The following is a 19215-nucleotide window of genomic DNA, read 5'->3' on the forward strand; positions in this document are numbered from 1 at the left end:
GCCATCGCGTCCAGTGTGATTGGACTTTCATGCGAGTGTGCAATCAGTGGTACTCTCGCGTCACCGGAGCCCCGCTCCGGCCCGGATCCTGGCCCCCGCCAGCCCGGATGGAGCAACTACATGACCGTTGAACTACACACCCAACACCCCCCCCACTACCACCTCGCGCTGGCCCTCGGGCTGGTGCTCGGCACGCTCGGCACGCTCGGCATGACCGCGTGTGCCGACGACGCCCCAGTCGGGGCCGAGACCTCGACGGGCGACACGACCGGCACCGAAGACACTGGCACCACCACCGAGACCGGTGGCGAGGACATGGACACCGGCGACGGCGACGGCGACGGCGACGGCGACGGCGACGGCGATCCCGTGCCCACGGAGATCACGGTTGGCGGTGAGGTCACCGACTTCTTCACGATGATGGGCATCGAGGGCGCCACCGTCTCGGTCAAGGACATGCCCGGGTTCGAGACCGTCAGCGCGGCGGCCGGGCTCTACGAGCTCATGGGCATGCCGCCCAGCACCGAGGTGTTCTTTTTGATCGACGGCAACGAAGCCGAATACTGGGGCGGCATCCGCCCGGCGCACCTGCCCGCGGACGACATCGACGACCTGCAGCTCGGGCAGATCAGCAACCAGCTGATCGACACCCAGCTCAACATCCTGCAGCAGCAAGATCCCACGGTCATGGCCGACGAGACCAAGGCCGTGGTCATCGTTCGCCTGCTGCAGCCCACCGCGACCGGTGCGTCGGTGACCTTTGATCCGCCGCCGCCCCCAGGCACCTCGTACGGGGTCGACGCCGAGCACTCGCCGCTGCTCGACAGCCCGCTGATCGAGTCATCGCTGCTCCCGTTCTGGGTCGCGTTCAATCTCGAGCCCGACGATGTTGGCGGTGCGTACACGGTCACCGTCGACCACCCCGTGCGCGAGTGCACCGTGCTGCATCCGGTGTTTCCGACCCGGGCCCGCTACGTGACGCTGCTCGATATCGATTGCCCGCCCCCTCCGTGATCCACGGCTGACTGTCCAAAACGGGCGTCGTGAGTGGGCGTCGTGAGTGGGCGTCGTGACTGGCCTTAGTGACTGGCCTTAGTGACTGGCCAAGTCACGACGCCCGTTCTTTTGGACACGAATTATCTGCTGGCATCGGCGCCAGTTTTTGCGTGCTGGTCCGGCCGCGCGCGCCCCTATCGTTATTGACGTCATGAGTGGCGCGGATGTGGATACCAGGGTCATCAGTACGATGAACGCCGCGAACTCGACATGGACGAGCGGCGATCTGGCCGACTCCTCCGAGGGATTGGTCGGCCTGCTCGATCACCTGGGTCGCTACGTCCTGCTCCATCGCCTCGGTGGCGGCGCATTCGGGACAGTGTGGACGGCCTACGACCCCCAGCTCGATCGCCGGGTCGCGATCAAGGTGGTGCACAGCCGCGGGCGGCACGTGAGCGAGACCGGCACGACCCGCGACGAGCTGCTGTCCGAGGCGCAGCTGCTGGCCCAGCTTTCCCACCCCAACGTGGTCACCATTCATGACGCGGGCCGGCTCGAGGACGCGCTGGGCTCGATGACCGACATGCACACGACGCTGCTCGAGGATGACGCGGAGTACGACAGCATGGTCGGCGTGTTCATCGTCATGGAGCACCTGTCTGGTCCCACGATGGCGGAGTGGCTCGTGGCCGACACACGGCCCGCGCTCCACGACATCCTGCGGGTGTTCAGCGAGGCCGGGCGGGGGCTCTCGGCCGCGCACGCCCGCGGGCTCGTGCACCTGGACTTCAAGCCGGCCAACCTGATGTTCGGCGCGGATGGCCGGGTCCGCGTGCTCGACTTTGGGCTCGCGCGGGTGGGTCGACAGCTGCGGGGCAACCAGCGCGGGGCGGGCCGCTCGCGGGTGGCCGGAACGCCGGCGTACATGGCCCCGGAGCAGCACCAGGGCCTGATCGCAGACAGCCGCGCGGATCAGTATGCGTTTTGTGTGTCGCTCTGGGAGGCGCTGTACGGCGCGCGCCCATTCGATCGCGAAGACGCCAAGAGCGTGTTCGTGGCCAAGTTCGCGGGTCCGCCAACTACCCTGTCGCCCCCGCCCCCGTACCCACACGTTCACGCGGCGCTCGTGCGGGGCCTGGCGTTTGATCCCGAGCGGCGCTTCGCCAACATGGACGAGCTGCTGGCCGTGCTCAACGACGATCCACGCCAGCGACGGCGCAGCAGGATCGCCGGGCTCGCGCTGGTTGGGGGCCTGCTCGGCGCGGGGTTTGGGCTGGCCCAGGCCGCACAGGGTCACGAGAACCCGTGCGCGCCCCCGCCAGATCAGTTCGCCGGGGTCTGGGACCACGCGCGCCGAGTGGAGGTCGAGGCCGCGTTCGAGGCGACCGGGGTCGCGTTCGCGAATGAGACCTTCGAGCAAGTCGCGGTCGGGCTGGATCAAGAGATCGCCCACTGGTCGGCCGTCCGCCACGAGGTCTGTCGCGCGACCCTGGTCGACGCCGAGCTGCCGGTCGAGCGCATGAGCGAGCAGCTGTTGTGCCTGGATCGACACCTGCGCGGCATCGCCGGACTCAGCGAGACGCTGCTGACGGCCGACGTCGAGATGGTCGCGCGGGCCCGGGACCTGGTGCTGGCGCTCGACGATCCGGAGCGCTGTCGTGATCTCCAGGTATCGGAGCTGTCGGCCGTGCAAGCGGTCGGGCGGGGTGTGCTGTTCGAGAACCCATGGCAAGCGCTGCTCGGGGTCGAGGACGCGCTCGCGCGCGCGCGTGTGCTCAGCGAGCTCGGCCGCTACGCCGAGGCCTTCGAGGTCGCCGAGCAGGCAAGAGCGCGCGCGGTGGAGCTCGACGACAGCGCCGGAGCTGGCCGTGCGCAGCGCGAGCGCGGGCACCTGTTGTACGAGCTGGGCCGCCTCGATGAGGCCCGAGACACCAGCATGCAGGCGCTCGCCAGCGCGGCGCGGCTCGACGATCGTGAGCTCGAGATCGTGGTCCTCGTCGATCTGATCTCGATCCACACGGGCCGCGGAGACTTCGACCGCGCGCTGGCGATCCGCGAGCTGCTCGCGCCTCGTGTCGACGCGGCGCGCTCGCCCGAGCTCGCCGTGCGCGTGCACCTTCACGCGGCGGCCATGCACGATCGTCAGCAGCACTGGGACCAGGCGCTGGCGGAGCTCGACGCCGCGACCGCGCTGCTCGACGCTGGCCAGCTCGCCTCGCCCGCCCAGCGCGGGCAGGTCCTGGTCAGCTACGGCAACGCGATGGTCGGATCGGGTCGCGACCTGCAGCGCGGCGCCGAGGCCTACCGCCAGGCGATCGAGCTGTGGACGGAGACCTACGGCGCCCACCACCCGCTGATCGCCAAGACCCGGATGAACCTGAGCGTGCTGCAGTTTCGCCTGCACGACTATCCGGCTGCGATCGAGCTGCTCGAGTCGACGCTCACCGAGGTCGAGCAGGTCTACGGCGCCGATCACCCCTACGTCAGCGTCTGCCACCAAAACCTCGGCGCGCTGCGCTGGGCGACGGGCGAGATCCACCTGGCCATTCGCCACACCCGCGAGAGCCTGCAGCTCAGCGCCGTCAAGCTTGGGACCACGCACCCGGACTACGCCACGGCCGAGCGCAACCTCGCGGCGCTCTTGACGATCGTCGGCGAGCACCGCGAGGCCCGGGCGCTCTACGTTCATGCGCTGGAGGTCTACGAGCTCAGCTACGAGTCCGAGGACAGCCGGCGCATGGCCCTGCACGCCCAGCTCGCCGAGGTCACGTGGTGGCTGGGCGAGTACGAGCTCGCGCACACCCACGCGGCCCAGGCCGAGCGCACGCTGGCCCTGACCGAGGCGACCGAGCGGCGTCGGATCGGACCGCTGTCGGCCCTCGCGCTGCTCGAGCTGCACGACGGCGAGCTCGAGGCCGCGCTCGCCCACGCCCGGGAGCTCGTCACCTTTCATGAGGCGGCGCTCGATGGTGAGAGCCCGGACCTGGCCCGCGCGCGCGTGCTGCTGGCTGAGATCGCCCGCGAGCTGGGTCTGCGCGCCGAGGCGCACGCGCAGCTCGAGCGCGCGCTGGCCATGCTCGCGGGGCCGGGCAAGCGCGAGCACCCGTTCACCTGGGCCGTCCATCTGGAGCTCGGACGCCTGGCCCTCGACGAAGGCCACGGCGAGCAGGCGATCGAGCAGCTCGAGGCCGCGCTGGATCTCGCCCGCGGGCCACAGGGCGCCAAGGTCCACGCCGCGATCGTCGAGCTCGAGCTCGCGCGGGCGCTCGCCGACGACCCCAGCTCTCGGCCCCTGCGACTGCGCGAGCACGGCCGCGCGACCCTGGCCGAGTACGGCGTTCGCCCTGATCTGCAGGACCTTCAGTGACCCGCCCGGCGCTGCGACAAACGGTCGCGCGGCAGCGTGCCGCATTGCCCCCGCGGCCCTCGGATCACTAGCGTGCGAGGCTGACCATGCCCAACACCAAGTTCGAGACACCTGAGCGGGTTGTTCACGCCTTGCTTGGCTCGAAGGCTCGACGCTTCGCGCCGGCAATGGCAATGGCGGTGGCGATCACCGCGAGCTCCGGCGGCTGCCAGGGCACGAGCGAGGACGCGCCGCGTACCTTCGTCATCCCCTTCACGCCGATGTTTGGCACCGAGGTGGTGCGCTGCGGCGCGACCTTCGGTCCGGCTGGAACCTCTGGGGCCGAGTTCGAGGTCAAGGACTTCTTGGCCTTCGTCCACAGCGTCGAGTTGGTGCGCGCGTCGGGTGAGGTCGTGCCCTTGGCCCTGGTCGAGGACCAGGAGTGGCAAGGCGGAGGGGTCGCCCTGCTCGACTTCAACGACGCCACCGGCGACTGTTCCGGCGACCCCGAGACCAACACGCAGATCGTTGGAACCGCGCCCGACCACGCTGACTACGTCTCGATTCGCTTCGGCGTGGGCCTGCCGGCAGCCCTCAACCACCTCGACGCCGTGACGGCGAAGGCACCGTTCAACAAGCCGAGCACATGGTGGAGTTGGAAAGACGGCTACAAGTTCTTCCAGCTGAGCACCGCGACCGCCGCCCACGAGAGCTTCTTCGTGCACATTGGCGCGACGGCCTGCGAGGGCTCTCTCGATCAGGGCTTTTCTTGCGCGGGAGAGCATGAAATTGCGATCGAGCTCGAGGACTTCGTCCCCGGACAAGATGGTGTGCGCATCAACCTCGCCAATCTGCTCGCGGGTGTGGACATGAACGCGCCCGTCGACTTCGCCAGCGGTGACTTCGTCGCCGGTTGCATGTCGTTCGACCCCGACCCAGAGTGCGACCCGATCTTCACCAAATTCGGTCGTCACTTCATGAGTGACGAGACCGGCCCCGCCCAGCGCGTGTTCGAGGTGGACGTCGGGGCCGCACCCGACGAGACGCCCGACGCCGTCGACCCGACGCCGCAGCCGGGTAGTGACGAGTTCGAGCGCGACCCCGCGCTCGACAGCGCCAACGTCAGCCAGCGCGACCTCGCCCGGTCACACGCCCCGGATAGCATCTTGCAGATCGGCGATCGCACCCACCGTCGCGGTCCCGGGAGCCAATGCATGGGCTGCCACCAAGACAAGGGCCCCGGTCGCGGACTGTTCAAGGTGGCGGGCACGATCTGGCAGCCCGATCGGACGACCCCCTACGGCGGCGCGACCGTGAAGCTGCTGCCGATCGCGGCGCCGCCCTGCCAAGCGGACGACGCCCGCGATCACTGCCAGGGCCAAGCGCCCGGCTACTACCGCGAGGAGGACGTGGTGGCCACGCTGGTGACCGACCCGAACGGCAACTACTACAGCACGGAGCTCGGCCCCGAGGCCGATCCGCCGTTTTGGCCGGTGGTCGAGCCCGACCCTGCAGATCTAGACCTCGCCGCCAAGGTCATGGGCCACCCGGCCGCGAGCGGCTCGTGCAACATGTGCCACGGCTCGATCAAGCTCGAGCTCGCGTCGGGAGATTGATGGCGCGACTCGTGCTCGCTGGCGTGGCCGCGGTCACGCTGATCGGCGGCGGCACCGGATGCGCGCCCGCGGACCCGCCGGCCGGCACGCCCTACGTATGGGAGCTGCCCGAGCACCTCGCCCCGCCCTGGGTCCCCGCCGACAATCCGATGACGGTCGAGAAGGTCGAGCTCGGCCGGCACCTCTTTTACGACCCGTCGTTGTCCGTCACTGGAGATGTCTCGTGCGCGAGCTGTCACCTCCAATCGATGGCGTTCAGCGACGGCGACGCGACCTCCGTGGGCGCCGACGGCGAGCGTGGGGTTCGCAGCTCGATGTCGCTCGCGAACGTTGCGTATCTTCCAACCCTGACCTGGGCAAACCCGGTGTTGGACACGCTCGAGGCGCAAGCTCTGGTCCCGCTGTTCCTCGACGTCCCTCTGGAGATGGGGGCGCAATACGTCATCGCCGAGCGGCTCGTCGGCTTTCGTGAAGATCCGACCTATGCCTCGCTGTTCGCCGAGGCCTTTCCAGCGCAAGACGACCCGTTCACGATCGCCAACGTCGCCTACGCGCTGGCCTCGTTCGAGCGCACGCTGATCTCCGCCGGCTCGCCCTACGATGCATACTTGGCGGGCGATACCGACGCGCTCGATGCCTCCGCGACGCGGGGCCTCGCCCAATTCGAAGCGCTCGGATGCGCCAATTGCCACGCGGGGCCGCTGCAGACCGCCAGCTTTCGCAGCGAGGACCACGACGACGGGGCCGGCCGGTTCGAGAACACCGGGCTCTACAATTTGGGCGACGAAGGCGCGTACCCGCTGCCAAACACGGGCCTCTACGAGTTCACCCACGATCCGCGCGACCTCGGAAAGCACCGCGTCCCCTCGCTGCGCAACATCGCCGAGACGGCCCCCTACATGCACGACGGCAGCGTCCCCGACCTCGACGCCGTGCTCGATCACTACGCCGCTGGCGGCCGCACGATCGACGCTGGCGCCAACGCGGGTGTCGGCGCCGACAACCCGAACAAGAGCGAGCTGGTCACCGGATTCGAGCTCAGCGCCACGGACCGCGCTGACTTGATCGCCTTCCTCGGCAGCTTGACCGACCCCACGTTCCTGACCGACCCGCGCTTCGCCAACCCTTGGTAGCGCGAGACGTCCGCGACCTGGATCGAGCGCGAGGATCCGACTCGAGTCTCGGTCATCAGGCTGTCATCAGCTCGGGCGAGGCTTCTCGCCCGCTTGCGGACGCCTCGGTCGACCGGAGCTTGAAATGGCAGCGAGGCTGTCATCAGCCCGTCGCGCTCGCGGCCTCCTCCTCGTACCCGAGGTTCGGCGCGAGCCAGCGCTCGATCTCCGCCACGCTCATGCGCTTGCGCTTGGCGTAGTCCTCGACCTGATCGAGGGCGATCTTGCCCAGCGAGAAATACCGACTGTCGGGGTGGCCCAGATAGATCCCGCTGACGCTCGCGCCCGGCGTCATCGCAAAGGTCTCGGTCAGCGCGATGCCCTGCTCGGTCGCGTTGAGCAGCTCGAACAGCTTGGCCTTCTCGGTGTGGTCCGGACAGGCCGGGTAGCCAAACGCCGGTCGGATCCCCCGGTAGCGCTCGGCGATCCGGGCCTCGTTGCTCAGCTGCTCGTCGACCGCGTACCAGCTGCGTCGCGCTCGCTCGTGGAGCAGCTCGGCGTAGGCCTCGGCCAGGCGATCGGCGAGGGCCTTGACCATGATCGATCGGTAGTCGTCGTTCGCCTCGGCGTACTCGGCCGCCAGCGCGTCGGCGCCGACCCCCGCCGAGCACGCAAACGCGCCGACGTGGTCGACCAGGCCGCTGTCGATCGGCGCGACGAAGTCCGCGAGCGACCGGTAGACCTTGGCCTCACCCTCTTTGCCGCCGCGCTGCTGCTGCTGGCGAAGCATGCAGAACCGCGTCAGCTCGCGCTCGCCGACGGCGTCGGGCTGCCACAGCACGATGTCGTCCCCGTCCGAGTTCGCCGGCCAAAACCCCTGCACCGCGCGCAGGCCCAGCTTGTCGCCCTGAATCAGCTCGGCGAGCAGCTCCTGACCGTGGGCGAACAGATCGCGCGCGGCCTCGCCGTACTTCTCGTGCTCGAGGATCTTCGGGTACACGCCGCGCAGATCCCAGGCGGTGAAGAAGAAGGTCCAGTCGATGTACTCGGCGACCTCGGCCAAGCTGACGTCGTTGATCAGCTGACGGCCGAGCGCGCGCGGGGTTGCGAGATCCTCAGCCCGATACTCGAGCTTGGGCGCGGTCCGTCGGGCCCGAACCAGCGGCGTGAGCGGGTTTTGGCGCTTGCGCTTGTGCAGCTCACGAAGCTGCGCCTGCTCCTCGCGGTTGCGCACGTCCATCGCCCGGCAGCGCTCCACGTCGAGTAGATCCGAGACGACGTTGACGACCCGCGACGCGTCGAGCACGTGCACGGTCGGCTGCTCGAAGCAGGGCGCGACCTTGACCGCGGTGTGCTGGCGGCTGGTGGTCGCGCCGCCGATCAGCAGCGGCAGCGTGAATTTCTGCCGCTGCATCTCCTTGGCCACGTGGACCATCTCGTCGAGGCTGGGCGTGATCAGCCCCGAGAGCCCGATCATGTCGACGCCGTGCTCGCGCGCGGCGTCCAGGATCGTCTGCGCGCTGACCATCACGCCCAGATCGATCACCTCGTAGTTGTTGCAGCGCAGCACCACCGCGACGATGTTCTTGCCGATGTCGTGGACGTCGCCCTTGACGGTCGCCAGCACGATCTTGCCCGCGGGCTCGAGCTTGCCCCCGTCTTGCTCGGCCTCCATGAACGGCATCAAGTACGCGACCGCGCGCTTCATGACCCGCGCGCTCTTGACCACCTGCGGCAGGAACATCTTGCCGGATCCAAACAGATCGCCGACCACCCGCATCCCGTCCATGAGCGGGCCCTCGATGACCTCCAGCGGCCGCGCGAAGCTCAGCCGGGCCTCCTCGGTGTCGGCCTCGATGTAGTCGGTGATCCCCCGGACCAGCGCGTGCTCGATCCGCTTGCCGACGGGCTGCTCGCGCCAGGTGGTGTCGAGCACGTTGGACTTCTTCTTGCCCTTGAAGCGCTCGGCGAAGTCGATCAGGCGATCGGTGGCGTCCTCGCGCCGGACGAACAACACGTCCTCGACCCGCTCGCGCAGCTCGGGCTCGATGTTCTCGTAGACCTCGAGCTGCCCGGCGTTGACGATGCCCATGTCGAGCCCGGCCTTGATCGCGTGGAACAAGAACGCCGAGTGCATCGCCTCGCGGACCGGGTCGTTGCCGCGAAACGAGAACGAGAGGTTGGAGATCCCGCCGCTGATCCGCACCCCCGGGCACGCGGCCTTGATCAGCTTGGCGCCCTCGATGAACTCGAGCGCGAAGCGATCGTGCTCGGCGATCCCGGTGGCGACCGCCAGCACGTTGGGATCAAAGATGATGTCGTGCGGGTCAAAGCCGAGCTTGCCAGTGAGCAGATCGTAGGCGCGCTTGCAGATCTCGAGCTTGCGCGCGGCGGTGTCGGCCTGGCCCTGCTCGTCGAAGGCCATGACCACGACCCCCGCCCCGTGGCGCTTGACGATCGTCGCCTTGGCCAGGAAGTCGGCCTCGCCCTCCTTTAGCGACAGCGAATTGACGATCGCCTTGCCCTGCACGCACTCGAGCCCGGCGCTGATCACCGACCACTTGGAGCTGTCGATCATGATCGGGACCCGCGCGACCTCGGGCTCCGAGCCGATCAGGTTCAAGAACGTGCGCATGGCCTGCTCCGAGTCGAGCATGCCCTCGTCCATGTTGACGTCGATGATGTTGGCGCCGTTGCGGACCTGCGAGATCGCAACATTGAGCGCGCGGTCGTAGTCGCCGGCCAGGATCAGCTTGGCGAACTTGGCCGAGCCGGTCACGTTGGTGCGCTCGCCGATCATCACAAACCCGGTGTCGCGGCCGATCGTGAGCGGCTCGAGCCCCGAGAAGTACGACTCGTTGCGCAGCACGATCGAGTCGCTGGCCCGGTCGGGCAGCCGTCGCGGCGCGATCTCGCGGACCAACGCGGCGATCGCCGACACGTGCGCGGGCGTGGTCCCACAGCAGCCCCCCACGATGTTGACGAGCCCGCTGTCGGCGAACTCGTGCAGCTCGGCCGCGGTCTGCTCGGGCAGCTCGTCGTACTCGCCGAACGCGTTGGGCAGCCCGGCGTTGGGGTAGCAAGACACCGCGCAGTCGGCCAGCTCAGCCAGCTCGGACACGTAGGGGCGCATCGCCGCGGCCCCGAGCGCGCAGTTGAGCCCCACGCTGATCGGCTTGGCGTGGGTGACCGAGCGCCAGAACGCCTCCATGGTCTGGCCCGACAAGATCCGACCGCTGCGATCGGTGACGGTGCCCGAGATCATGATCGGCAGCTCGTCACCGGTCGCGTCGAACACGTCGAACGCCGCCATGATCGCGGCCTTGACGTTGAGCGTGTCAATGATCGTCTCGAACAACAGCACGTCGACGCCGCCCTCGAGCAGCCCGTGAATCTGCTCGACGTACGACGCCCGCAAGGTCTGGTAGTCGATCGCGCGGTAGGCCGGATCCTCGACGTCGGGCGAGAGCGAGAGCGTGCGGTTGGTCGGGCCGACCGCGCCAGCCACAAACCGCGGGCGCTCGCTGGTCCAGCACGCGTCGGCGGCCTCGCGGGCCAGCCGGGCCGACTCGCGGCTGAGCTCGCGGGCCAGCGCCTCGAGCCCATAGTCGGCCTGCGCGATCGAGGTCGAGGTGAAGCTGTTGGTCTCGACGATGTCCGCGCCCGCGTCAAAGTAGGTCTGGTGGGCCGCGCGGACGATGTCCGGGCGGGTCAGCGAGAGCAGATCGTTGTTGCCGGTCAGCGGCCGGTCGTGACTGGCGAAGCGCTGGCCCCGGTAGTCCGCCTCGACCAATTTGTGACCTTGCAGCAGCGTGCCCATCGCCCCGTCGAGCATCACGATGCGCTTGTCGAGCAGGTCGCGGAGCGTGGCGATACGATCGATACGTGATGGAATTCGAGTAGTCACGAGCTGGTCTCAGGGCTTGCGCGCGAACGCGGTGATGACTTGAAAGTAGGGCTTGCGGCGCTCGCGGGAGCTGGGCTCACACTGCTCGATGCGCAGGTCGGCCGCGCCCAGCATGGTCCCGAGCTCAGCAGCCGCGAACCCAAGGTTGAGGTGGTCGTAGGCCTGCGCGATCGTCTGGTGCTCGTGCCGCGCGAGGGTCACGACCGCCAGCGCGCCGCCGGGCGCCAGCACCCGCGCGGCCTCCCGGATCGCCAGCTGCGGCCGCGCCGAGTACGTGAGCGTGTGGAGCAGCAGCACCGCGTCGAAGCTGCCCGGGTCGAACGGCAGCTCGTGCATGTCCCCGACGTGAAAATCCACGTTCTCGAACCGCTCGAGCCGCTGCTTGGCGGCCGCGATCACCCGCTCGCTCAGATCCAGGCACGCCACACGATCGGCGCGCGGGGCCAGCAGCTCCGCGTTGACGCCGTCGCCCGAGCCAATGTCGAGCACCGAGCCGAGCCGCAGGAACCCGAGCAGCCCGCGGGCCGTGGCCTCCCAGGTCCGACCCGGCGAGTAGTGCCGCTCCATCTGGCCCGCGACCTCGTCGGGCCAGCGCAGCCGCGACGAACGAGCCGCCAGCGCGGCCTCGCGGCGGCGTTGATCCCTGGCGAGCTGGCGATCATCGAGGCGACCGTGGACCAGCTTCCACAGCTCGCTCGCCGAGCCGCTCATGTTGTCGGCGTCGAGCCCGTAGAAGCTCGAGCTGCCGTCCCGACGATCGCGGACCAGGCTCGCGTCCTTGAGCTTGCGCAGGTGGGTGGACACGCGCGACTGCGGGAGATCGGTGATCCGCGTGAGCTCGGCGACGCTCAGCTCGGCGTCGGCGAGCAGCGACAGCAGCCGGACCCGGGTCGGGTCGGCGAGGACCGAGAGCAGGTCCACGGTCTGGGTCAGGTCAGGCATCGGGGCGCCGAGTGCGATATCCGACCATCAAGATATTCGAATATATGCGAAAGATCCAGGCTGGAGTGGGCTCAGCACGAATTCCCTCGCGGGCTGCGCAGGTTTGAGCGCAGCTCGCTGCCCGCGGGCGCGGCAGGACCTTGGGGGGCGTTCGCAGGCGGGCCCCCGTTACTCGGGGTCCGGCTCGGCGGCTTCGCCTGGGTCGACGTCGAGGGCGGCGCGGAGCTTGTCGAGGAGGGCCCGCTCGGCCGAGTCGACGTTGTCATCGACGCGGGTCAGCGCGGCCGCCACTCGGTAGATGAACTGCCGGCGCACGAGGGAGAGCTCGTGGAGATCGCCGACCTCGAGGTTGATCGGGGAGTCGAGCCAGGTCTGGGCCTCGGCCTTCTCGGCCTCGCTGATCTGCGCGTAGCCGATCAGTCGGCGCAGGGCGGCGCGCTCGGGGTCGGCGATGGTTCCGTCCGCCCACGCCGTCGCCACCCACACGCGAAGGCTTGCCAGGATCCGGTCTCGCTCGGCCATGGCGGTATCATCGGTGGATCGACCAGGGGTCGCAAGCGCTGGGCGGGCGGCTAGCCGCGAAATCCGACGCCGAAGCTGATTGATCGGCGCTTGCGTTCCTCTGGGAATCGCCAGTTTTTGATCCGTCGGACCGTGCACGCGCTGAGCTTGGCGATGCCGAGCTGGTCGACGGCGATGTCGACCCACTCGACGCTGCCGTTGCGGCGTAGGTCGACTTCGAACAAGAGTGAGCCTCCGACGCCGGGGTGCTCGCCCGCGAGATCGTCCCAGCAGGCTTGGAGCTCGGGCATGTTGGACTCGATCACGGCCTGCCGGGCGGGCGCGCCCGCGTCGGGTCCGTGGGCGCAGGCCGATAGCGCGAGCGCGACTGCCAGACCTGTGACGCTCAGGGGGGTGCGCATGTCGATGGGTATAGCCAGGCTCGGGGAGCGAAGCGACTTCGTCAGCGTGTGGAACAACGGCAGCGGGGACCCGCCCGTGTGTGGGTAGATCCCGTGAGCGGTCTGAAACGATAGTGTCCGGGATTCCACGATGGCTGATGTTTGACAACCGCAGACGCCCTTGACGAAACGGCACCGTCGCTAGTAAACACGTGACCTCGTGTTTGCGGCCCTTGCCGGGCAACGACCTACACCTTGTCCCCAACCCTGACCTTTGAGCCAGCTGACCATGTTGATTCTCGAGCTGTTTACCCAGATCGCGCTGCTCACGTTTGGCACCACCGCCGGCGCCGACGTCGAGACCCGTGATGCCTCGCCATCGGCCAACGTCCTGGGCGATTCTGCGGAAGCCTTCCAGGGCTACTGGATGGGAACGGATCCGCTCAACGGAAGCGACCACCGGCGCGACTTCGTCACCTCGGACCCAACCACTGTCTCCATGGTCGGACGAGATTCGTTCATCTTGATCTGCGGCACCGATCAAGGGGCAGCGACCTTCGAGGACGGCGTGGCGAGCGGTCAGAACCTGGCGACTGACAACTTTCTCATCAAGTGCTTCAACACGGGCACCGAGATTCTGTTGAAGGCCCGCTACGAGTTGTTGGAGACCAACGTGATGATCGAGACGCTGACCACCCAGGAGGGCTATTTCGTGATGTCGAGCACCTTCTATCGGGTCAGCGGCTAGAGCTAGAAGTATCGCGCGGCCCTCGAGGGTCTGAACTTCGATGGCCCGGTCCAGCTCGAAGACGCCTTCGTAGATCGCGTCGATCTCGAGCCCGATGCCCGCCTCGAGCCCGAGTCGGCCACACGCTTCGGTGACCTCGCCAACCATCATCGACCGTGCGCAACGTGCGATGTGCTACGTGTGTTGCGCCTGACCGACGGTGTAGAACCACACGATCCGTTGCGGCGATCCAATCGCCTCGAGCCCCTTCGACGCGCGGAAGCTCAGGCCGAGCACGATGGGCTTGAAGAGCAGGCCGAAGGCGCCGAGCGTGGCCACCGTGGCGGATGCGCTGGCGTGTCACTGCTCGCTCGGGTTGGGTGGGACGACCCAGTTTCGGCAGACTACTATGGCGACCAGGAGCGTAGGACAAATAAAGCCAGTTTTGGAAACTGCGGCCAAGCCAGCAGCCCCGCTCGTGCCCGATCGTCAGGCTCCACTCACGCTGCATCAGCGGTTCAGCGGCCCCTTCGACTCTGCATCAGGGTCTCGACGTGGGCGCGGTCGGACTTGTAGTCGGTGCAGGTCGCGTAGAGCAGGATGTTGACCGCGAATCGGATCGCCCACTCGCGCTGGACGCTGCCGCCCGGCGTGCAGTTCCAGCGGTAGTAGCCGTCGTCGCCCCGGGCCAGCGCGCCGCCGAGATCGTTGGGCATGACCAGGATCTTGATGCGACCTTCGTCTTGCACGCCCAGCACGTGGTCCTGACCGCGGGCGCGACCAGCGGGAAAGTCGATGATGTAAAAGCTGCGATACAGCACATGGTCGGCGCCCACGCGTGCCAGATCGGCGTCGTCGAACATGATCATGCCGCCCAGATCCACGAACCGGCGCAGCTGCCTCTCGGCCTGTTCGTTGCCGACGAGGCCCGGCAGCCCGCCGCGGCCCGCGATGTAGACGAACGGGGTCTGGAACAGCTCGCTGGGATCGAGCCTGACGATCGAGGGATCGCGCATGGGCGCGAGTCGGCGCCCGCGCGCGCCTCCCGACGCGGGGAGGGACAGAAGGCTTCGCACCGCCGCTGGTTCGATGAGCCCTCCATGCACCGATCCGGGGACTCACCAGCGCGCGGTCCGACCTACTCGTCACCCTCGAACTTGCCGACGAGGGTGAACACGCCTCCTCCTGTCGTCTCGGAGAGCATGCTCTGGCCGTGGTAGAAGAACTCGATCTGCAGCCGGACGCCGTCAATCCAGATCATGCTGCCAAAGACCTGCGTCATGTCGAACTTGGCCTTTTCGGATAGCGCAGCCGAAAATGAACTGATCGGCGAGTACTGTGGCGTCGAAAGGTACGTCTGTACCGACCCGAACTCGCGCAGAACGGTTAGCGGGACGCTGAGGATCACCTCGTCCGCTTCGCTGCTGATCGTGAGAGTCCCGTCGACCGACACCGTAGGCCCGTTGCAGGCGACGCCCCGGCCGCCGTCGACGTGCTCGCTGTAACGTACGGTTTCGGGGTCGTGGACGAAACTCGCCCACGCAGGCAACTCGAATCCGCTCTGGTCGATGTCGAGGTACTCGGTGCTCTCGCCCCAGCGCCAGGTCCCGTGCTGGGAGAGCTCTAGCGTGGCGATGTCTGCCGCGGGCGTCGTGCCCCACGGCGTCTCGTCATCAGCCGCGAGCGGGACCAGGTCGTACTCGCAGGGCTCGTCATCCGGGAGGCAGCTCGTGCACAATGTCTGACGCATCAGCACAAGGCTCGCCAGCGGAACGAGAACACTAGTTCGCAGCACGTTCATCACCTTCGTCAGGGTTGGGGTCCTCGGCGCCGAGCGCCTCGACTGGTGCGTCAGGTTCGATGAGCGAGATCCTGACCGGGACACGGCGCGAGATCACTGCGCCGGACTCGAACGCGACCACGTAGCCAGCGAGCAGGCTGGGTGCGATCTCGCCTGAGGTTTCTTCCTCAGCGAGTTGGTAGCCGACCTGGGCCGATACGATCTCGATCTTGGACGCGCCCGGATTCTGGACCAGGATCGCAGCGGTGAGCGAGTCGATCGCCTGTTGCGGCGAGCGTTGGTCATCAACGATGTCGCCCCCCTCGTCCCCGTCGGGATCGGGTTCGGTTGCGGTCGTTCCGTCGCTGTCAGCCGATGATCCACCGACGACTACGGTGGTCGCAGGACAGCCGGCCAGTATGACACCCACTGACGCGACCAGTATCGAACGAAGCTCCATGGCGTAGGGAAAGATGACCGTGAACCCCACCCAGTTCATCCGATGATGAAGCGGCTACTTCTGCAGACACGGCCGTTCCGCAAATGCAGCGCCACGAACCCATGCTGGGTTTCGGTGGCACCTCACGACACTCATCCGCGGGCAAACTCTCGAATCAACCGCTACAAATCTTCTACCTCGCGGCATCTGCCGCGTCTGGGTCCTCGCCCTTCACCGCTCTCCAAGAGAGACCCACACCGGAGCCATTTTCGCTTGCAATTGTAGCGTCATGGATGCAGCCCGCGAGCAGCTAGCATTCGAACATGCTCGCCAATATAGATCTCGCTCGCCATCCTCTCCGCGTGCGGAAAGGACATCCGATAGGGGGTCAGAGGTGGACTCCAGAGCCCAACGGACGGCGCATGTCCCGAGATTGCGCGGTCATGGGTCCGATCGCAACAAATCCAAGATCTCGGACGATCGCACCATGTGCCGCCGGGTGCCATGGGTTAATTCCACGAGCGTCGCTCGCCGGCCCTGTTGTTTGGGGTCCGTCTGAGCTACATCCCGCGCCATGTTGCGTGGTCCGTTTCCGGGACATCGACGCTACAGCATCACCCATCGCGCAGTGCAGAGGCTGCGCGAGCTGGTCCCGACCATGGACGACCTCGACGACGAGGCGTTGCGAGATCAGCTGGATGTAGCGCTTGGCAAGGCGGAGGACGGCGGCAAGGCCGTGCGGACCCTCGACGCGATGCTGGGCGAGCCACAGGTGCTGATTCCCGTCGAAGATTTTGGCGAGACGTTAGTCGCCATCAGCGGAAAGGACTCATCCTACTCGATTGGACGGCGAGAGTGGGTGGTCGCTGTCGAGGATGCCTGGCCTCATCAGGGGTGTCGGCCGACCCAGCCGATCACGATGACGTTCCGCTCGGCGTCCCAGTCGAAGTAGATCCGCACACAGCGATCGGGCCGCGTGCCGTCGCTTGGCTTCGTGTGCAGCACGAACGCTCGCCGCTGACGACCATCGTGCCAGGTCCGTCGCGCCATCTCGCGGCTGCTGCTGCGAGTCGACTCGGACTCCCCGCTCGCGACCACATTTTGGGTTTCGAGCCACCTGATCGCCGTCGTCCCCAGCGGGCCTTCGCGCCGCGCTGCCGCGAGACGCGCGAGCACCTCGAGGTGCACGAGGATCTTCTCGGGGGGTACAGCGTCGCTGGCGAGGCCAGCGACGCCCTCGTCGACGTCGTCGCCGAACAGCAGGCCCCCGTCTGGGGCTCCATGGAGTTCTCGGGCTCGGCAGACGGCTTCCTGGACAGACTGGGGGGAACGATCACGGTCTTGGCTATGCATGGATGTCCTTCCGGCCGCGTCGCGTGACGGCGGCGTTCGGAAGGGCCACTCAGCAGAGCGTGAAAAGGGGACAGCCCAGGAAAGATTTTTTGGCGCCTACTCGATGCACTCGAGGGCGTACTCGCGCATGCGACGCTCGGCTCGTTGACGGCGTTTTTTCGCCGCGTCGCGCTTGATCCCCAGGTGCCGCGCGATCTCGCGGTCGTCGTGGCCGGTGAGCTCGAGCACCAGGACCTCGTAGTCCTGTGGCCGCTCGGTGGACAGCTGGCACAGCTTGTCGAGGAGGCAGTCCTCGGGAGCCTCACCCGGCGGCAGCCCGATGTGCTCGTGGCTCGGCACCCGGCACTGACCGAAGCGCCGCTGCTTGCGATACTGGTCTCGGGCCTCGTTGATGACGACTTTCGTGTAGTAGCTCGACAGCTCGCGGGGTGGCTTCTGTCGTGTGCACACCGAGAGCGCGGCGTCGGCGGCAGCGGACTCGGCGTCGATGAAGGTGTAGCTTTGGGCCAGGGTGACGCCTCGCTGATAGAGGGGCGGTTGCGGAGGGCCTCGGTAGAGGATCTCGATGCAGCGCGAGAACCAGTCGTCCGGTGGGTCGGGCGGTGGCGGGCGGTTGCTCCCGGCGGACGTGCCCGTGCTCCCGGGGCCCAGCGCCCCACGGATCACCTCGGGCCCGTCTTCGCCGACGGACCACTCGTCTTCGAAGTTGTCGGCGACCAGGACCCGCAGGTCGTCGCCGAGCTCGTCGGCGTCGAGTTCGAGAGCGGTGCCCGTGACGGCGACGACGGCGACGAGGGAGAGAGGCCCCGCCGTGACGAGGCCGCCACGGAGGGCCGGCGTGCGCATGGCGTAGCGCTCGACCGGGGCGAAGACGAAAGACAGCGCGCGCCCGCTGATCCACGCGAGGCTGGCGCTGCCCCAGACCATGAGGCCCGAGAGGGCGAAGTAGTGCAAAAGGGGGTTTAGCTCCGTGCGCGGGACGAGCTCGAGGGCCAACAGGCCTCGCCAGGCGACGAAGTTGATCCCGCCAAGAACGAACCATGCGCGGCGGCGGAACTGGCGTTGTTCGTCGGAGGGGAGCTGTCGGCGGTGGGCGAAGGCCGAGCGGGCGTTGACGACGGCCATCAGGACGGCGAGGGCGATCCACGGCTCGAGCTCGGACCAGACCTCGATCGGGACCTCCGCGTGCTCGAGTCGGTCGACACCAATTCTGGCGAAGAGCCCCGGGATGCCCAGAAACAACAGCGCGCTGGCCGGGAGGCCGAAGAGTAGCCAGAGCAGTGACATGCTCAGGCGCAGGCCTGGCGAGGGCTCCGGTTCGGGCGGGGCCGGGACCAGGCTGTGGTCGATGTGCGTGGGCTCGGGTGGGGGGTACATCGCTGGACAAACGGTACGCGGAGCTCGTCGATGATATTCGATCTTCGCCGCGCCCGCACAGGCTCATTGAGTGCTGTAGGATGCCGGCGCTGGCAGATCTTGACGGCCTCGGCGTTCTGTTGCGGTGTGAATGTCCTGTGTTTCTTGCGTGGCACGGTGCTTGTCCTCCAGTCTTCTTCTTCCGGAGGTGTCCATCAAACTGGGGCAGATCTACGGGTCCAGCGTACACCCGTAGGTCGTCTCGTCGACTCCGCTCATGCGATGACCTACAACGAGGTAGAGGGGCTCTCCAAGTACGATCCCCCGGGCGCGGGGCTGGCCCGGCGGCGTCACCTCGATCGGTCGGCCCTCCGCGTCCCACTCGAAGCCCAGCGTCTCGAGGTCCGGCAGCGTCACGGACTGCGCACGGCCGACGTTGTCGTGATCCTTCAGGTACACCCGCGCCAAGAGGCCAATCAACTTGGTGAATTGATCGACGAACCCTTTCGAATTGTGGTCGAAGGACGTCCTGCGCAGGTCACTGCCACTGCCCTGGTTGAGCTCGATCAGAAGTGCAGTGGCACCACCAACGCGCAGAGCCGATGTATCAACTGCGTGTTGAAGGTAAGAAGAAGAGCAATCGCTACTGGGGCACCAATTTTGTCGAAGCTCGAGGCGGCCAGTGCCAGCTGTGTGCTCGGGCGCGTTGTGTATGAGCAGTGATCACGGCCTTGACATC

At 67.4% G+C, this 19215-nt stretch carries 17 protein-coding genes; 7 read left to right on the top strand and 10 right to left on the bottom strand.

Going from position 1 to position 19215, the window contains the following annotated elements; translation table 11 throughout:
• Positions 1-120: 120 nt before the first annotated feature.
• The 4 genes from ENSA7_RS30310 to ENSA7_RS30325 all read left to right on the top strand — a co-directional run bounded on the left by ENSA7_RS30310 (position 121) and on the right by ENSA7_RS30325 (position 7091).
• Positions 121-1014: a hypothetical protein gene (locus ENSA7_RS30310; protein WP_146158299.1), complete on the top strand. Its 894-nt coding sequence runs from the start codon at positions 121-123 to the stop codon at positions 1012-1014.
• A 232-nt stretch (positions 1015-1246) separates the two neighbouring features.
• Positions 1247-4363: a serine/threonine-protein kinase gene (locus tag ENSA7_RS30315; RefSeq protein ID WP_181234264.1), complete on the top strand. Its 3117-nt coding sequence runs from the start codon at positions 1247-1249 to the stop codon at positions 4361-4363.
• An 86-nt stretch (positions 4364-4449) separates the two neighbouring features.
• On the top strand, positions 4450-5958 hold the full coding sequence (locus ENSA7_RS30320; RefSeq protein WP_106092875.1) for an MbnP family copper-binding protein: 1509 nt from the start codon (positions 4450-4452) through the stop codon (positions 5956-5958).
• Positions 5958-7091 (top strand): methanobactin export MATE transporter MbnM, encoded by a 1134-nt coding sequence (locus tag ENSA7_RS30325; RefSeq protein ID WP_181234265.1) that lies wholly within the window; start codon positions 5958-5960, stop codon positions 7089-7091. The genes ENSA7_RS30320 and ENSA7_RS30325 overlap by 1 nt, the downstream gene beginning before the upstream one ends.
• 142 nt (positions 7092-7233) lie before the next feature.
• Here ENSA7_RS30325 and metH read toward each other — a convergent pair whose 3' ends face one another.
• From metH to ENSA7_RS30345, 4 genes are all read right to left on the bottom strand, one after another.
• Positions 7234-10977 carry a methionine synthase gene (gene metH / locus ENSA7_RS30330; protein WP_280524047.1) on the bottom strand — a complete coding sequence of 1248 codons (3744 nt, stop codon included), beginning with the start codon at positions 10975-10977 and terminating at the stop codon, positions 7234-7236.
• Positions 10978-10986: 9 nt separating this feature from the next.
• Positions 10987-11919: an ArsR/SmtB family transcription factor gene (locus ENSA7_RS30335; RefSeq protein ID WP_106092876.1), complete on the bottom strand. Its 933-nt coding sequence runs from the start codon at positions 11917-11919 to the stop codon at positions 10987-10989.
• Between the two features lie 168 nt (positions 11920-12087).
• Positions 12088-12441, bottom strand: coding sequence for a tellurite resistance TerB family protein (locus ENSA7_RS30340; protein WP_106092877.1), 354 nt, complete (start codon positions 12439-12441; stop codon positions 12088-12090).
• Between the two features lie 50 nt (positions 12442-12491).
• A complete protein-coding gene (locus ENSA7_RS30345) occupies positions 12492-12842 on the bottom strand; it encodes an AgmX/PglI C-terminal domain-containing protein (protein WP_106092878.1) in 351 nt (116 codons plus the stop codon).
• A 253-nt stretch (positions 12843-13095) separates the two neighbouring features.
• On the opposite strand from ENSA7_RS30345, the gene ENSA7_RS30350 reads away from it, so the two are divergent.
• On the top strand, positions 13096-13569 hold the full coding sequence (locus tag ENSA7_RS30350; RefSeq protein ID WP_106092879.1) for a hypothetical protein: 474 nt from the start codon (positions 13096-13098) through the stop codon (positions 13567-13569).
• Positions 13570-13743: 174 nt separating this feature from the next.
• On the opposite strand, the gene ENSA7_RS44380 is transcribed toward ENSA7_RS30350, so the two are convergent.
• The 4 genes from ENSA7_RS44380 to ENSA7_RS30365 form a co-directional block, all read right to left on the bottom strand.
• The gene (locus ENSA7_RS44380) at positions 13744-13887 is read right to left on the bottom strand and encodes a hypothetical protein (RefSeq protein ID WP_181234266.1); all 144 of its coding nucleotides are present in this window, start codon (positions 13885-13887) and stop codon (positions 13744-13746) included.
• A 179-nt stretch (positions 13888-14066) separates the two neighbouring features.
• Positions 14067-14564, bottom strand: coding sequence for a DUF4159 domain-containing protein (locus tag ENSA7_RS30355; protein ID WP_106092880.1), 498 nt, complete (start codon positions 14562-14564; stop codon positions 14067-14069).
• A 122-nt stretch (positions 14565-14686) separates the two neighbouring features.
• Positions 14687-15349 (bottom strand): hypothetical protein, encoded by a 663-nt coding sequence (locus ENSA7_RS30360; RefSeq protein ID WP_146158300.1) that lies wholly within the window; start codon positions 15347-15349, stop codon positions 14687-14689.
• A complete protein-coding gene (locus tag ENSA7_RS30365) occupies positions 15330-15827 on the bottom strand; it encodes a hypothetical protein (RefSeq protein WP_106092882.1) in 498 nt (165 codons plus the stop codon). Before ENSA7_RS30365 ends, ENSA7_RS30360 begins: the two co-directional genes overlap by 20 nt.
• A gap of 514 nt (positions 15828-16341) precedes the next feature.
• On the opposite strand from ENSA7_RS30365, the gene ENSA7_RS30370 reads away from it, so the two are divergent.
• Positions 16342-16719, top strand: coding sequence for a hypothetical protein (locus ENSA7_RS30370; protein ID WP_146158301.1), 378 nt, complete (start codon positions 16342-16344; stop codon positions 16717-16719).
• Here ENSA7_RS30370 and ENSA7_RS42650 read toward each other — a convergent pair.
• Both ENSA7_RS42650 and ENSA7_RS30385 read right to left on the bottom strand, forming a co-directional pair.
• Entirely contained in the window at positions 16656-17120 is a 465-nt protein-coding gene (locus ENSA7_RS42650; RefSeq protein WP_146158302.1) for a hypothetical protein, read from the bottom strand. The genes ENSA7_RS30370 and ENSA7_RS42650 overlap by 64 nt on opposite strands.
• Before the next feature lie 96 nt (positions 17121-17216).
• The gene (locus ENSA7_RS30385; RefSeq protein WP_106092886.1) at positions 17217-18497 is read right to left on the bottom strand and encodes an RNA polymerase sigma factor; all 1281 of its coding nucleotides are present in this window, start codon (positions 18495-18497) and stop codon (positions 17217-17219) included.
• Positions 18498-18758: 261 nt separating this feature from the next.
• Here ENSA7_RS30385 and ENSA7_RS46370 point away from each other — a divergent pair, with 261 nt between their 5' ends.
• Complete coding sequence (locus ENSA7_RS46370; RefSeq protein ID WP_244923961.1) at positions 18759-19199, top strand: hypothetical protein; 441 nt, start codon at positions 18759-18761, stop codon at positions 19197-19199.
• Positions 19200-19215: the final 16 nt, after the last annotated feature.

It is taken from the genome of Enhygromyxa salina, assembly GCF_002994635.1.
Lineage (GTDB): Bacteria > Myxococcota_A > Polyangia > Nannocystales > Nannocystaceae > Plesiocystis > Plesiocystis salina_B.